General features: G+C 72.1%; 11 protein-coding genes. 8 read left to right on the forward strand and 3 right to left on the reverse strand.

The annotated features are described in order from the left end of the window. The first annotated feature begins 5 nt into the window (after nt 1-5). The gene (locus ACFV0O_RS29035; RefSeq protein ID WP_380346622.1) at nt 6-338 is read left to right on the forward strand and encodes a DUF2218 domain-containing protein; all 333 of its coding nucleotides are present in this window, start codon (nt 6-8) and stop codon (nt 336-338) included. On the opposite strand, the gene ACFV0O_RS29040 is transcribed toward ACFV0O_RS29035, so the two are convergent. After that, the gene (locus ACFV0O_RS29040; RefSeq protein ID WP_380346623.1) at nt 311-985 is read right to left on the reverse strand and encodes a phosphatase PAP2 family protein; all 675 of its coding nucleotides are present in this window, start codon (nt 983-985) and stop codon (nt 311-313) included. The two genes, ACFV0O_RS29035 and ACFV0O_RS29040, sit on opposite strands and share 28 nt — an antisense overlap. 510 nt (nt 986-1,495) lie before the next feature. Continuing rightward, a complete protein-coding gene (gene gabT / locus ACFV0O_RS29045) occupies nt 1,496-2,836 on the reverse strand; it encodes a 4-aminobutyrate--2-oxoglutarate transaminase (RefSeq protein WP_360263339.1) in 1,341 nt (446 codons plus the stop codon). Nucleotides 2,837-3,081: 245 nt separating this feature from the next. On the opposite strand from gabT, the gene ACFV0O_RS29050 reads away from it, so the two are divergent. The 3 genes from ACFV0O_RS29050 to ACFV0O_RS29060 all read left to right on the forward strand — a co-directional run bounded on the left by ACFV0O_RS29050 (nt 3,082) and on the right by ACFV0O_RS29060 (nt 8,549). Continuing rightward, a complete protein-coding gene (locus tag ACFV0O_RS29050) occupies nt 3,082-5,184 on the forward strand; it encodes an ATP-binding protein (RefSeq protein WP_380346624.1) in 2,103 nt (700 codons plus the stop codon). Nucleotides 5,185-5,394: 210 nt separating this feature from the next. Next, a complete protein-coding gene (locus ACFV0O_RS29055; RefSeq protein WP_380346625.1) occupies nt 5,395-6,963 on the forward strand; it encodes a PucR family transcriptional regulator in 1,569 nt (522 codons plus the stop codon). Nucleotides 6,964-7,106: 143 nt separating this feature from the next. Continuing rightward, a complete protein-coding gene (locus ACFV0O_RS29060; protein WP_380346626.1) occupies nt 7,107-8,549 on the forward strand; it encodes an aldehyde dehydrogenase family protein in 1,443 nt (480 codons plus the stop codon). A 56-nt stretch (nt 8,550-8,605) separates the two neighbouring features. On the opposite strand, the gene ACFV0O_RS29065 is transcribed toward ACFV0O_RS29060, so the two are convergent. Further along, entirely contained in the window at nt 8,606-9,274 is a 669-nt protein-coding gene (locus ACFV0O_RS29065; RefSeq protein ID WP_380346627.1) for an NAD(P)-binding oxidoreductase, read from the reverse strand. Between the two features lie 84 nt (nt 9,275-9,358). Between ACFV0O_RS29065 and dxr the strand changes: the two genes are divergently transcribed. The 4 genes from dxr to ACFV0O_RS29085 all read left to right on the forward strand — a co-directional run bounded on the left by dxr (nt 9,359) and on the right by ACFV0O_RS29085 (nt 14,301). Continuing rightward, on the forward strand, nt 9,359-10,588 hold the full coding sequence (gene dxr / locus ACFV0O_RS29070) for a 1-deoxy-D-xylulose-5-phosphate reductoisomerase (protein WP_380346628.1): 1,230 nt from the start codon (nt 9,359-9,361) through the stop codon (nt 10,586-10,588). A gap of 58 nt (nt 10,589-10,646) precedes the next feature. Further along, the gene (locus tag ACFV0O_RS29075) at nt 10,647-11,951 is read left to right on the forward strand and encodes a M50 family metallopeptidase (protein ID WP_380346629.1); all 1,305 of its coding nucleotides are present in this window, start codon (nt 10,647-10,649) and stop codon (nt 11,949-11,951) included. Between the two features lie 143 nt (nt 11,952-12,094). Beyond that, entirely contained in the window at nt 12,095-13,255 is a 1,161-nt protein-coding gene (ispG, locus tag ACFV0O_RS29080; RefSeq protein WP_380346630.1) for a flavodoxin-dependent (E)-4-hydroxy-3-methylbut-2-enyl-diphosphate synthase, read from the forward strand. Nucleotides 13,256-13,425: 170 nt separating this feature from the next. Continuing rightward, a complete protein-coding gene (locus tag ACFV0O_RS29085; protein WP_360263384.1) occupies nt 13,426-14,301 on the forward strand; it encodes a GNAT family N-acetyltransferase in 876 nt (291 codons plus the stop codon). The last annotated feature ends 5 nt before the right edge of the window (nt 14,302-14,306 follow it).

The raw sequence follows: 14,306 nt of genomic DNA on the forward strand, positions 1-14,306 counted from the left end.
CACCCATGCCCGTTTCCACCGCCCGCGTCACCACCGACCGCCCCGGCCGCTACGCCAAGCAGCTCGCCGCCCACATGGGACGCAAGATCGAGACCTCCTACTCCGAGGAGACCGGCCGCGGCACGCTCGTCTTCGGCGCCGGCACCGCCACCCTGGAAGCGCAGCCCGACGCGCTGCTGCTCACCGTCGAGGGCGAGCGCGACAAGCTGCCCGGCCTGGAGGACGTCGTCGGCCGCCACCTCGTCCGCTTCGGCAGCCGCGACGAACTCGTCGTCGAGTGGCACCGCGACAACGGCGAGGCCGGCCTGGTTCACCGCAACGAGGACCCCGAGGCCTGACCCGTTCCCGCACCCGGCCGGGGCAGCCACCGGTCGAGCGGCCACAGCACCAGGACGGCCACGCACCAACTCGCCACCACGTCCAACAGCCAGTGGAAGTCGCTCCACACCAGCCCCGCGCCCACCCCCAGCGCCAGCAGCGCCGCGCCCGCCGTCAGCAGCCGGACGGCGCGCGGCCCCGACACCCGGGCCAGCAGCAGCGCCGCCACCCCGTACGAGATCGCCGCGGTCGCGGTGTGCCCGGACGGGTACCAGCCCCACTGCTCCGGCGTCAGCGGATCCCCGAGCGGACCCGGCCGGGCAAAGGCCGCCTTCGCCGGGACCACCAGCAGCGGGATCAGGCCCGCCGTCAGCGCCGCCACCGGCAGCGGCAGCCACCAGCGCCCCGCCCCCGCGCGGTGCCACCGCCGGGCCGCCCACGCGCCGGCCAGCACCAGCACCGGAACCGCCGGGACACCGCCACCCAGGTCCGACAGGACGTGGCCGAGGTGGTCCGGCAGCGCGCCCGGAACGCCGTGGCGCGCCGCGTGCACCGCCCGGCGGACCCAACGGTCCAGCCCCAGCAGCGGTCCGTCCACCGCCACCTGCCAGGACACCGCCAGCAGCACCGCCGTCGCCGCCACCGGCACGGCCACCGACCGAGCCACCCGGCTCGCCCCGCCCACCCGGGCCGGGACGGCGGACAGCCGCCCCGGAGCAGGGGGGAGAGCTCCGGGGCGGCTCTGATGATCGCCGTTCCGTGCGCCCCGGGGGGTGTGGGTCGGACGGTCGGTCGATCGGCCTTCGGTATGCGCCACCCCTCCCGGGGCGGCCTGGTTGTCCTCGCGGCGCACCTGCGGACCCGCCCCCGAGGGAGGCTCCGCGGACGGCTCCGCCAATGGCTGAGGCTCGCTGTCCATCTGCGATGACACTACGTCAACAGCCCTTCCGCGCCGAGCGCCTTCAGCGATTCCGCACATCATCTTCACCCCGCGCAGGGCAACCTCCGGGGCCGCCCGTCGATCATGCACCGGCCCCCGCCACGGCCCCTGCCACGGCCCCCGCACCGGGCCGCTGCACAACCGAACGGCCCGTGCGGACCAGAGGTCCCCACGGGCCGTTCAGCGCTGTCCGGACATCCCTCCGGCGGGGGTTCACGACCTGACGGGCGGCACCGCTCAGAGAGCGGCGAACGCGCCCTCCAGGATGTCCAGACCCTCGTTCAGCAGGTGCTCCGGCATCACCAGCGGCGGCAGGAAACGCAGCACGTTGCCGTACGTGCCGGCGGTCAGCACCACCAGGCCCTCGGCGTGGCAGGCCTTCGCGATGGCCGCGGTGACCTCCGCGTTCGGCTCCTTGCCACCCGGCTTCACCAGCTCGACGGCGATCATCGCGCCGCGGCCGCGGACCTCGCCGATGATGTCGTACTTCTCCTGCATCGCCCGCAGGCGGCCCAGCATGACCTCGCCGATCCGCTGCGCCTTGCCGTTGAGGTCCTGCTCCTTCATGGTCTCGATGGCACCCAGCGCGGCCGCGCAAGCCACCGGGTTGCCGCCGTAGGTGCCGCCCAGGCCACCCGCGTGCGCGGCGTCCATGATCTCGGCGCGGCCGGTCACCGCGGCCAGCGGCAGACCGCCGGCGATGCCCTTGGCAGTGGTGATCAGGTCCGGGACGACACCCTCGTCGTCACACGCGAACCACTCGCCGGTGCGGCAGAAACCGGTCTGGATCTCGTCCGCCACGAAGACGATGCCGTTCGCCTTCGCGTACTCCACGATCGCCGGCAGGAAACCCTTGGCCGGCTCGATGAAGCCGCCCTCGCCCTGGATCGGCTCGATGATGATCGCGGCGACGTTCTCGGCGCCGATCTGCTTGTTGATGATGTCGATCGCCTGCGCGGCGGCCTCGGCGGCACAGTTCTCCGCACCGGTCAGCCAGCGGTACGGGTAGGCCACCGGCACCCGGTAGATCTCCGGGGCGAACGGACCGAAGCCCTGCTTGTACGGCATGTTCTTCGCCGTCAGGCCCATGGTGAGGTTCGTGCGGCCGTGGTAACCGTGGTCGAACACCACGACGGCGGTGCGCTTGGTGTAGGCACGGGCGATCTTCACCGCGTTCTCGACCGCCTCGGCGCCCGAGTTGAACAGCGCGGTGCGCTTGTCGTGGTCACCCGGGGTCAGCTCGTTCAGCTGCTCGGCGACGGCCACGTAACCCTCGTACGGGGTCACCATGAAACACGTGTGGGTGAAGGCGGCCAGCTGCTCGCTCGCCTTGGCCACCACGGCCTCGGCACTGTTGCCGACATTGGTCACGGCGATGCCGGAGCCGAAGTCGATCAGCGAGTTGCCGTCCACGTCCTCCAGCACACCGCCGTTGGCACGGGACACGTACACCGGCAGGGTGGTGCCGACGCCGGCCGCCACCGCACCCAGCTTGCGGGCCTGCAGCTCCTGCGACTTCGGACCGGGGATCGCGGTGACCAGGCGGCGCTCCTGCGGGAGCGGCGTTGCGGCGCTCATGGGGTATCTCCAGACTTCTCGACTCGGTGCTTCGCAGGCTACGGCCGCCCTCTCCACCCGGGCATGCGCCACTCGGTAGCAGTGCGCCGTCCGACTTGTCCTGCACGGCCAGCACGGGCGCCACGACTACCCGCAGGCCCCGAACCACTACCCTGAGCGCGGGCGTGTCGCCGGTACGGCGGCATGGGTATGGCGGCACCGACGGCGGTCGGGCCGGGCGGGCGGGCGAGGGAGCGGGGCCGTACATGGCACAGGACGGGTCACACCACCACGGCGAGCGCACCACCACCAGACCCCCCACCCCCCTTCCCCACCAGCGGCCCGGCACGGCCGCGGACGGCTCCTTCGACCTCCCGGTGTGGGTCGCGGCGCCACGGCCGGAGGCGGCGCCGGGGATCTTTCGGCAGGGATACAAGTGGATCGATCCCACCGAAGCGGAAGAAATGAAGGTCCCCACCGGTCAGCTGTTGTGGCGTGCCGCGTTGAACCTCGTCGCGACCGTCGCGACGTACTACATCGGGACGCTCGTGCTGGTGTGGGCGACGGGGCTCCTCGGCTGGTACGACGGTACGTCGCCGGAACAGTTCAACACCCTGCAGATCCTCATCAACCTGGTCACCATCAGTTGTGCCGCTGCAGTTTTCTGGCGCACCGGCCGGTGGCGCGAGGTCGGCCGGCGTTTCCTCACCAGAGCCGGGTGGCGGAAGAACGTCGCTCCGGTCCTCGCACGCGCCATCACCCATGAGGGGCCGACCCCGAGCAGGCCCCCTGCGGATTCCGAGTCGGCGCCCGTGAGCGATCCGTGGCTCGCCCAACGCGTCGGAGGGGCTTCGGCAGCGGCGGAGAAACTGGATCGGTTGAAGGCGGGCGACGTCGACTACGTGCGGATCCAGCGGGCATGGGAGTCCGCCCAAGCGGATGCTGCGTTCCTCCCCGCATTCGTCGACCAGGTGCTCGCACGGGGAGCTTCGGCCTTCTCGCACCCGTCGGAGGCCCGAGACCTGGCCACCCGGAAGGCGTGGCACGACCTGCTGCTGCAACAGGTGCGCCTCGGTACGACACAGGACGTGGTGAAGAACCCGCACGGGCACAGGGCGACCGGATTCGCTCTGGACCCCTCGGTCCTGGGGACGTCGCTGCTCGCCGTCGGTCCGGCGGGAACCGGTAAGACGGCGCGGCTCGCTCGCCCGGTCACGGAGGCTCTGTGCCTGCAAACGTTGGCCGGAACGGCCTGCGTGGTTGTGGTCGGGGCCACGGACGCGGATCTCGGCCCGGACACCTGGTACGACGTGGTGATCGCACCGGGCGAACCGGGCTCGGCCTACGGATTGGACCTCTACGGAGCGACTCAGGATCCGGATGAGGCGGCCGCCAGACTCGCCGACGCACTGCTGCCGGACGAGCTGATCGCGCGTGCGGAGAGCGCCCGGACGACGCTTCAGCAGGTAGTCGGGCCATTCCACACCGCATACGGGCGCTATCCGGGAGTCCGTGAACTGAGGGCGCTGCTCTCCGGGGAGCCCGAGGTGATGGAGCCACTCGTCAAAGCCCTCCGAACAGCGGGCCAGCTGTCGGTCTACGAGCGGGACCTCGATCTCCGGCAGCGGCAGCAGGAACGGGCCGATGACCCGGGGGTCCTGCTTGCGGACCGCTTGGCACTGCTTGATCGGCCGGCCTTTGCGGGGGCGTTCGCCACGGACGGTACCGGTCGTCTGCCCTTCGCCATGCGTGTACTCGACCACCCGCTCCGAGTCCGCGTGAAGCTGCCCGAGCGGAGCCACCCGGAGGCCGCCCGGATCCTCTCTCGCCTGGTGGTGGGCCAGTTCGTGGTCGCGGCGGCTGCCCGCCAGGACCGCTCGCTGTTCGCCGGGTTGGTAGTGGACGACGCGTCTGCTGCCGTGGACGCGAACACCATCCGGGGTCTCCAGCGGATGCGTGGCGCCAACGCGGGCGCAGTGCTCCTGCTCCGCACCCTGATGGATCTGCCGGAAGCGCTGAGGACACCTCTCTTCGGCGCCGTGGGTTGTCGCATGGTCTTCCCCGGGATCGCTCCGTGGGACGGAAAATTCTTCTCTGAGGCATGGGGCACGCACGTCGTCCACGAAACCGAGGTCACCCACACCCCCGACACGTCGGGTGGGGTGATACGGCGGGCCGGGCGGGTGGGGCGGAAGGCGTTGTCGGGGACGACGGCGCAGACGGAGTCGGTGACGACGCGGGACGTGGAGCGGTTGCGGTGGTCGCCGTCGGACCTGGCGCACGCGTTGCCGGCGGGGCACGCGGTGGTGTCGTTGACGGCGGTGTCGGGGGAGCAGGTTCCGCCGCTGCTGGTGGATCTGCGGGGGTGAGGCGGGGCCGTCCGGGGGTGTGGAACGAGGTGTGGAACGGGGCGGGGCAGGGGGCGCGGCCGGGGCGGGGTGGAAGTCGCCTTCGAGGTGGATTCGGCAGTGCCGGTTGTCCGGGGCGTCCATAATGAAGGGGAGAGACCCTCACCAGTCCCACGTCCCTCTCCTCGCCCGGCCGCAATGGCGCGGTCAGGTCGATCCCCCGAAGGTGCCATGCCCCCCACACTCGCCTCCGTCGTCCGCAACAGTTCGCTCCACCTGACGGTTCTTGCCGGCGCGGATCACCTGGAGCGGCCGGTCCGCTGGGTGCACACCAGTGAGCTGGACGACCCGACGCCGTTCCTGGAGGGTGGCGAGCTGCTGCTCACCACCGGTATCAAGCTGGGCCGTACGGCGGCGCAGTTGCAGGCGTACGTGCACCGGCTGGCCGATGCCGGGGTGGTGGGGCTGGGGCTCGGGGTGGGGTTGTCGCACACCGAGGTGCCGCAGCCGCTGGTGGACGCGGCGGCGCAGCGCGGGTTGCCGTTGTTGCGGGTGCCGGAGCCGACGCCGTTCATCGCGATCAGCAAGGTGGTGTCGGCGGCGCTGGCCGCGGAGCAGTACGAGGCGGTGACGACGAGTTTCGAGGCGCAGGAGGAGCTGACCCGGGCGGCGCTGGGCAAGGACGGCACGACGGCGGTGGTGCGTCGGCTGGCGGCGCGGCTGGGGGGCTGGGCGGCGCTGTACGACGGGTCGGGTGCGCTGTCGGTGGTGGCGCCGGACTGGGCGGCTCGCCGGGCGGGGCGGCTGGCGGCCGAGGTGGATCGGCTTCGTCGGCGGCCGGCGCCGTCGAGTGCCGCGTTGCAGGGGCGGGCGCCGGGGATAGACACGGCGGACGAGGACTACGTGGTGGTCCAGTCGTTGGGGGCGGACCGGCGGGCCCGGGGTTTCCTGGCGGTCGGGACCGAGGACCGGATCACGCCGACCGAGCGGTACGTGCTGAACGCGGCGGTGGCGCTGCTGACCCTCACCCTGGAGCGCTCGCGGGAGCTGCGGCAGGCGGAGGAGCGGATGGGCGCGGCGCTGCTGCGGATGGTGCTGGCCGGTGAGGTGGCGACGGCCCGGCAGGTGGCGGTGGGGCTGTTCGGCGGTCTGCCGGAGGGGACGATACGGGTTCTGGTGGCCGGCGCCGGGGCGGCGAGCGCGGATGCCGCGGAGGCGTTGGGGGAGTTGGGGGACCGGGCCGAGCAGGCGGGTTCCCGGGTGGGCGAGAAGCTGTTGGTGGCGCGGGAGGACGGCGCGCACGGGCCGCGGTTGATGGTGCTGGCGTTGGACAACGGCGCGGTGCACCGGGCGTGCCTGGGTGCGGTGGAGGAGCACGAGGGCTTGTCGCTGGGCGTTTCGGCGCCGGCCGCGTTGGAGGAGGCGGGGACGGCGAACGCGCAGGCCGAGCGGGCGCTGGCGGTGGCGTTGCGGGGTGGTCGCCGGTCGGTGGACCACGAGGAGGTCGGTGCGGGTTCGCTGTTGCCGCTGCTCGGGGAGGACGCGGTGACGGCGTTCGCGGAGGGGTTGTTGCGGCCGTTGCGCGAGCACGACCGGACGGCGCGCGGTGACCTGGTGGCGTCGTTGCGGGCGTGGCTGTCCAGGCACGGTCAGTGGGACGCGGCGGCGGCGGACCTGGGTGTGCACCGGCACACGTTGCGCTACCGGATGCGGCGGGTCGAGGAGTTGCTGGGCCGTTCGCTGGACGACACGGACGTGCGCATGGAGTTGTGGCTGGCGCTGCGTTCCGGGGAGGAGTAGGACCCGGCTGGACGTGGTGGAGTGGCCTCGGTGTCGAACGCTCCTAGTCGGCCAATCCGGTCGGCGCGCCGACGCCCCTACCCTCGGATTCCGGTCCCACGTCCGTGCGGGCCGTACGAGACGAGGAGAGGGCCGGTACCACGGTGACCACCACGTACGATTTCTGGCTCGCCGGCCGCCGGGCGAGCGGTGACGCCGACTTCGAGGTGCACAACAGCTGGGACGGCCGTCTGGTCGGCAGGGTGAGCATCCCGACCGAGGCCCAGGTCGAGGAGGCGCTGGACGCGGCCGTCGCCGCGCTGCCGGTGTTCGCCGCGACTCCGGCGCACCAGCGTGCCGCTGCCCTGGACCACGTGGCCAAGCGGCTGGCCGAGCGCACCGAGGAGCTCGCCCAGCTGATCACGGCCGAGAACGGCAAGCCGATCAAGTGGGCCCGCGGTGAGGTCGGCCGCGCGGTGTCGGTCTTCCGCTGGGCCGCCGAGGAGGCGCGCCGCACCAACGGCGAGACGATGCGGCTGGACACCGACCCGGGCGGTGTGGGCCGGTTCGCGGTGGTGCGCCGTTTCCCGCGCGGTGTGGTGCTGGGCATCGCCCCGTTCAACTTCCCGCTGAACCTGGTCGCCCACAAGGTCGCCCCGGCGATCGCGGTCGGTGCCCCGATCATCCTGAAGCCGGCTCCGGCGACCCCGCTGTCGGCGATGGTGCTGGGCGAGATCCTGGCCGAGACGGACCTGCCGGCCGGTTCCTGGTCGATCCTGACCGTGCCGAACGAGCGGATGCCGGCGCTGGTGCAGGACGACCGCCTGCCGGTGATCTCGTTCACCGGTTCGGACAAGGTCGGCTACCAGATCATGGACTCGGTGCCGCGCAAGCACTGCACCCTGGAGCTGGGCGGCAACGCCGCGGCCGTGGTCCTCGCCGACTGGTCCTCGGAGGCCGACCTGGACTGGGCGGCGACCCGGATCGCGATGTTCGCGAACTACCAGGGCGGCCAGTCCTGCATCTCGGTGCAGCGGGTGATCGCCGACGCGTCGGTGTACGACGCGCTGGTGGAGAAGGTCGTGGCCAAGGTCAAGGCGCAGGTCACCGGTGACCCGAACGACTCGGCGACGGACGTCGGCCCGCTGGTCGACGAGAACGCCGCGAAGCGGGTGGAGTCCTGGGTGGAGGACGCGGTCGCCAAGGGTGCCAAGGTGCTGACCGGCGGTACCCGGGAGGGTGCGACCTACGCCCCGACCGTGCTGGCGGAGCTGCCCGGGGACGCGATCCTGGCCAAGGCCGAGGTGTTCGGCCCGGTCCTGTCGCTGCACAGGGTGGACGGCGTGGACGAGGCCTTCGCGGCCGTCAACGACTCGCTGTTCGGCCTGCAGGCGGGTGTGTTCACGCACGACCTGCAGACCGCCTTCCGCGCGCACCGGGAGCTGGAGGTCGGCGGTGTGATCATCGGCGACGCGCCGTCCTACCGTGCCGACCAGATGCCGTACGGCGGTGTGAAGGACTCCGGCGTCGGCCGCGAGGGCGTCAAGTACGCGATGGACGACTACACGGTCGAGAAGGTCCTGGTCCTGACCGGCCTCGACCTCTGACCGACGCGTCGACGTGTCGCCGCGGGGCCCGGTTCGTCGAACCGGCCCCCGCGCGTTCAGCGGTCGTGCCCGGCCGCGGCGGCGACCGACTCCTCGACGGTGGCGTTCCCGGCGACCAGTTCCAGGGTCAGTCCGGCGGTGCCGGGTTCGCGCAGCAGGGCGGCCAGGACGGCGGCCACGTCGGCCCGGTCCACCGCGCCGCGCGCGACCGTGGGGGCCAGCCGGACCAGTCCGGTGCCGGGGCCGTCGGTGAGCCGTCCGGGGCGCAGCACGGTCCAGTCCAGGGTGGTCCGGGCCCGGACCGCGTCGTCGGCGGCGCCCTTGGCGCGCAGGTAGGTCTCGAAGACCTCGTCGGCGGGGTGGCGGGCGTCGGCGTCGGCGCCCATCGAGGAGACGATCAGGTACCGGCGGACGCCGGCGAGTTCGGCGGCGTCGGCGAGCAGGACGGCGGCGTCGCGGTCGACGGTGTTCTTGCGGGCGGCGCCGCTGCCCGGTCCGGCTCCGGCGGCGAAGACCACCGCGTCGGCGCCGGCGAGCAGGTCGGCGAGCTGCGGGGCGGTGGTGGCCTCCAGGTCGAGCAGGAGCGGCTCGGCTCCGGCGTCGATCAGGTCCTGGGCTTGTTCGGGGCGGCGGATGATCCCGGCGGGGCGCTCGCCGCGTGCGGCGAGCAGCCGTTCCAGTTCCATCGCGATCTGTCCGTGGCCCCCGGCGATGACGGTGCGCATGGCTCCGACGGTAGCCCGGGGGTGCCGGGTCGTCCTGGGGAAGCCTCGGGAGTGGCGTGGTCGCGGACAGGACACAATGGGCGCATGACTTCGCTCGCCCACCCGCAGCTGCGCTTCACGCCCACCGTGGCGGACCCCTCCGGCCCCCGGGAGCTGGTGATCCTCGGTTCCACCGGTTCGATCGGCACCCAGGCCATCGACGTGGTGCTCCGCAACCCGGACCGCTTCCGCGTGGTCGCCCTGTCGGCCGCCGGCGGCCGGGTGGAGCTGCTGGCCGACCAGGCGCTGCGGCTGGGTGTGCACACCGTGGCGGTGGCCGATCCGGCGGCCGAGCCGGCGCTGCGCGAGGCCTTGGCCGCGAAGGCGGCGGGCCGTCCGCTGCCGGCGGTGCTGGTGGGTCCGGACGCGGCGACCGAGCTGGCCGCCGTGGAGTGCCACTCGGTGCTGAACGGCATCACCGGGTCGATCGGGCTGCGGCCGACGCTGGCCGCGCTGGCGGCGGGCCGGGTGCTGGTGCTGGCCAACAAGGAGTCGCTGATCGTCGGCGGCCCGCTGGTGAAGGCGGTGGCGAAGCCGGGCCAGATCGTGCCGGTGGACTCGGAGCACGCCGCGCTGTTCCAGGCGCTGGCGGGCGGGACCCGTGCCGAGGTGCGCAAGCTGGTGGTCACCGCCAGTGGCGGCCCGTTCCGCAACCGCACCCGCGAGCAGTTGGCGGGGGTGACCCCGCAGGACGCGCTGGCGCACCCGACCTGGGCGATGGGCCCGGTTGTGACGATCAACTCGGCGACCCTGGTGAACAAGGGCCTGGAGGTGATCGAGGCGCACCTGCTGTACGACGTGCCGTTCGACCGGATCGAGGTCGTGGTCCACCCGCAGTCGGTGGTGCACTCGATGGTGGAGTTCACGGACGGTTCGACGCTGGCGCAGGCCAGCCCGCCGGACATGCGGATGCCGATCGCGCTGGGCATGGGCTGGCCGGACCGGGTGCCGGATGCGGCCCCGGCCTGCGACTGGACGAAGGCCGCCACCTGGGAGTTCTTCCCGCTGGACGACGAGGCGTTCCCGGCGGTCGAGCTGGCCCGCGAGGTGGGCACCCTGGGCGGTACCGCCCCGGCGGTGTTCAACGCGGCCAACGAGGAATGTGTGGAGGCATTCCTGAAGGGGCGCCTCGCCTTCACCGGAATCGTGGACACTGTTGCCAAGGTCGTCGCCGAGCACGGCACGCCGGTGGCGGGAACTTCCCTGACGGTGGAGGACGTCCTGCACGCGGAGGACTGGGCGCGTGCCCGGGCTCGCGAGCTGGCGGCGGGCTGACGACCGGGATTGCGGTAGGACGAGACGATGAGCGGAGCGGCATGACGGAGGACCAGCGGTGGCAACGGTTTTGACGGTGGTCGGCATCCTGGTCTTCGTCATCGGGTTGCTCATCTCGATCGCCTGGCACGAACTCGGCCACCTCTCCACGGCCAAGCTGTTCGGCATCCGGGTGCCGCAGTACATGGTCGGCTTCGGCCCGACCCTGTGGTCGCGCCGCAAGGGCGAGACCGAGTACGGCATCAAGGCGATCCCGTTCGGTGGGTACATCCGGATGATCGGGATGTTCCCGCCGGGCGAGGACGGGCGGATCACCAAGCGCAGCAGCTCGCCCTGGCGGACCATGATCGAGGACGCCCGCGAGGCCTCCTACGAGGAGCTCCAGGAGGGTGACGAGCAGCGGCTGTTCTACACCCGCAAGCCGTGGAAGCGCGTCATCGTCATGTTCGCCGGGCCGTTCATGAACCTGGTGCTGGCGTTCGGGCTCTTCCTGACGGTGATGATGGGCTTCGGCGTCTCCATGAACGTGCCGACGGTCAGCACCGTCGCCCAGTGCGTGGTCAAGGCGGGTCAGCCGACCGACAACTGCCCGGCGGGCGCCCCGCAGACCCCGGCCGCCCAGGCCGGGCTGAAGGCCGGGGACAGGATCGTCTCCTTCGACGGTGACCGGATCCGGACCTACGACCAGCTCCAGGCGGACATCCGCAGGTCGTCCGGGAGGACCGTGCCGGTCGTGGTCGAGCGGGACGGGCAGCAGCTCACGCTCACGCCGACCATCGCCGTCAACGACGTCCAGAAGTACGACGGGAACAACGTCCCGATCAAGGGCCAGACCGTCCAGGCCGGGTTCCTCGGCTTCACTCCCGCGAGTGGTGTCGTCCGGCTGGGCTTCGGGCAGTCGCTCGACCGGATGTACGACATGACCGAGAACGGGGTGAAGTCGCTGGTCGCCCTGCCCGGCAAGATCCCCGGGCTGTGGAACGCCGTCGTCGGTGACGCCCCGCGCGACCCGGACTCGCCGATCGGCATGGTCGGCGCCGCCCGGGTGAGCGGCGAGGTCTTCTCGCTCGACATCCCCGGCACCCAGCGGATCGCGTTCTTCGTGAACCTGCTGGCGGGCATCAACCTGTCGCTCTTCCTCTTCAACATGCTGCCGCTGCTCCCGCTGGACGGCGGCCACATCGCGGGCGCGGTCTGGGAGGCGGTCCGGCGCCGCCTCGCACAGGTGTTCCGCCGGCCCGACCCGGGACCGTTCGACGTCGCCAAGCTGATGCCGGTGGCGTACGTCGTGGCCAGCATCTTCATCGGCTTCACGCTGCTCGTGATGGTCGCCGACCTGGTGAACCCGGTGAAGATCAGCTAGGGCGTTCGGGTACGGCGGGTGTGCTGGGGCCCGTCGCCGTGCCGTACCGTGGAGGCCGGGTGCGCGACGTCAGCGCGCCCGGCCCCGGTCGTTCCAACGGCCGGGCGGTCGATCACACCTCAACCCCGGGGAACCCTGCGCACATGACCGCGATCTCGCTCGGTATTCCGTCCCTGCCGCTCAAGCCGCTGGCCAAGCGCCGGTACTCCCGGCAGATCATGGTCGGCAACGTGCCGGTCGGCGGCGACGCCCCGGTCTCGGTGCAGTCGATGACCACCACCGTGACCGCGGACATCAACGCCACGCTGCAGCAGATCGCGGAGCTGACCGCGTCCGGCTGCCAGATCGTCCGGGTCGCCTGCCCGTCGCAGGACGACGCCGACGCGCTGCCGATCATCGCGAAGAAGTCGAAGATCCCGGTCATCGCGGACATCCACTTCCAGCCGAAGTACGTCTTCGCCGCGATCGACGCCGGCTGTGCGGCGGTGCGCGTGAACCCGGGCAACATCAAGGCCTTCGACGACAAGGTCGGCGAGATCGCCAAGGCGGCCAAGGGCGCGGGCGTGCCGATCCGGATCGGCGTCAACGCCGGCTCGCTCGACAAGCGCCTGCTGGAGAAGTACGGCCGGGCCACCCCGGAGGCGCTGGTCGAGTCCGCGCTGTGGGAGTGCTCGCTGTTCGAGGAGCACGACTTCCGCGACATCAAGATCTCGGTCAAGCACAACGACCCGGTCGTGATGATCAACGCCTACCGCCAGCTCGCCGCCGCCTGCGACTACCCGCTGCACCTCGGTGTGACCGAGGCCGGTCCGGCCTTCCAGGGCACCATCAAGTCGGCGGTCGCCTTCGGCGCGCTGCTGGCCGAGGGCATCGGCGACACCATCCGGGTCTCGCTCTCCGCCCCGCCGGCCGAGGAGATCAAGGTCGGCAACCAGATCCTGGAGTCGCTCGGGCTGCGCGAGCGCGGCCTGGAGATCGTCTCCTGCCCGTCCTGTGGCCGCGCCCAGGTGGACGTCTACAAGCTCGCCGAGGAGGTCACCGCCGGCCTGGAGGGCATGGAGGTGCCGCTGCGGGTGGCCGTCATGGGCTGCGTCGTGAACGGGCCGGGCGAGGCGCGCGAGGCCGACCTGGGCGTCGCCTCCGGCAACGGCAAGGGCCAGATCTTCGTCAAGGGCGAGGTCATCAAGACCGTTCCCGAGTCGAAGATCGTCGAGACCCTGATCGAGGAGGCGCTCAAGCTCGCCGAGCAGATGCAGGCGGCCGGCGTCGAGTCGGGGTCGCCGACCGTCGTCGCGGGGGAGTGAGCACCCCGTAGCTCGTCCTGATGGTGCGGGGATGCCCGCGTGAAGTATTTCCGGAAGCGGGGCCGTCCGTTCGTGGACGGCCCCGCAGCCGTAGCCGGGTGGGGCCACGGAGTAGGGTGCGGCCAGAGTCGTCTCAGTGAGGTGCTGTCTCGATGCTCGATCGAGGTGTGATGCTCCCGAGCTCCTTCCAGGCCGCCCGGGCCCTGGCCACCACCCGCGTGCTGGAGCCGCCCGACCTCGCGGACGCCCTGGAGATCCTCCACCGCGACCCGGTCGCCAACGCCTTCGTCGCGACCCGGGTCGAAGCGGTCGGGCTCGACCCGTGGCGGCTCGGCGGGGAGTTGTGGGGCTGGCACGACGGGGACGGTGTCCTGGACGCGCTCTGCTACGCCGGCGCGAACCTGGTCCTGGTGAACGCCGGGCCGGACGCGGTCGCGGCCTTCGCCGAGCGGGCCCGTCGGCAGGGGAGGCGCTGCTCCTCGATCGTCGGGCCGGCCGAGGCCACCGCGATGTTCTGGGCGCTGTTGGAGCGGAGCTGGGGGCCGGCCCGCGAAGTCCGGGGCCACCAGCCGCTGTTGGCCACCTCGGAGCCCTCGGCGGAGATCGCGCCGGACCCGCTGGTGCGGCGGGTGCGGCGCGGCGAGGTCGAGGCGCTGATGCCCGCGTGCGTGGCGATGTTCACCGAGGAGGTCGGGGTGTCGCCGCTGGCGGGCGACGGGGGACTCCTCTACCAGGCCCGGGTGGCCGAACTCGTCTCCACCGGGAGGTCGTTCGCGCGGTTCGGCGCCGACGGCGAGGTCGTCTTCAAGGCCGAGGTCGGGGCCGTGACCGAGGGCGCCTGCCAGATCCAGGGGGTCTGGGTCGCGCCGGAGCACCGCGGGCGCGGGCTGTCCGAGACGGGGATGGCGGCGGTCCTGGAGATCGCGCTGCGCGAGGTGGCGCCGGTGGTGTCGCTCTACGTCAACGACTTCAACCTGCGGGCCCGGGCGGCCTATCGACGGGTGGGGTTCCGGGAGGTCGGGGCCTTCATGAGCGTGCTGTTCTGACGGTG

The organism is Kitasatospora sp. NPDC059577 (assembly GCF_042735475.1).
Classification (GTDB): Bacteria; Actinomycetota; Actinomycetes; order Streptomycetales; family Streptomycetaceae; genus Kitasatospora.

What these genes read in the sequence shown, in the direction of transcription:
- ACFV0O_RS29085 (WP_360263384.1), top strand. Translation starts at nt 13,426, where the DNA reads ATGCTCCCGAGCTCCTTCCAGGCCGCCCGGGCCCTGGCCACCACCCGC.
- ACFV0O_RS29035 (WP_380346622.1), top strand. Translation starts at nt 6, where the DNA reads ATGCCCGTTTCCACCGCCCGCGTCACCACCGACCGCCCCGGCCGCTAC.
- dxr (WP_380346628.1), top strand. Translation starts at nt 9,359, where the DNA reads ATGACTTCGCTCGCCCACCCGCAGCTGCGCTTCACGCCCACCGTGGCG.
- ACFV0O_RS29065 (WP_380346627.1), bottom strand. Translation starts at nt 9,274, where the DNA reads ATGCGCACCGTCATCGCCGGGGGCCACGGACAGATCGCGATGGAACTG.
- ACFV0O_RS29050 (WP_380346624.1), top strand. Translation starts at nt 3,082, where the DNA reads ATGGCACAGGACGGGTCACACCACCACGGCGAGCGCACCACCACCAGA.
- gabT (WP_360263339.1), bottom strand. Translation starts at nt 2,836, where the DNA reads ATGAGCGCCGCAACGCCGCTCCCGCAGGAGCGCCGCCTGGTCACCGCG.
- ispG (WP_380346630.1), top strand. Translation starts at nt 12,095, where the DNA reads ATGACCGCGATCTCGCTCGGTATTCCGTCCCTGCCGCTCAAGCCGCTG.
- ACFV0O_RS29055 (WP_380346625.1), top strand. Translation starts at nt 5,395, where the DNA reads ATGCCCCCCACACTCGCCTCCGTCGTCCGCAACAGTTCGCTCCACCTG.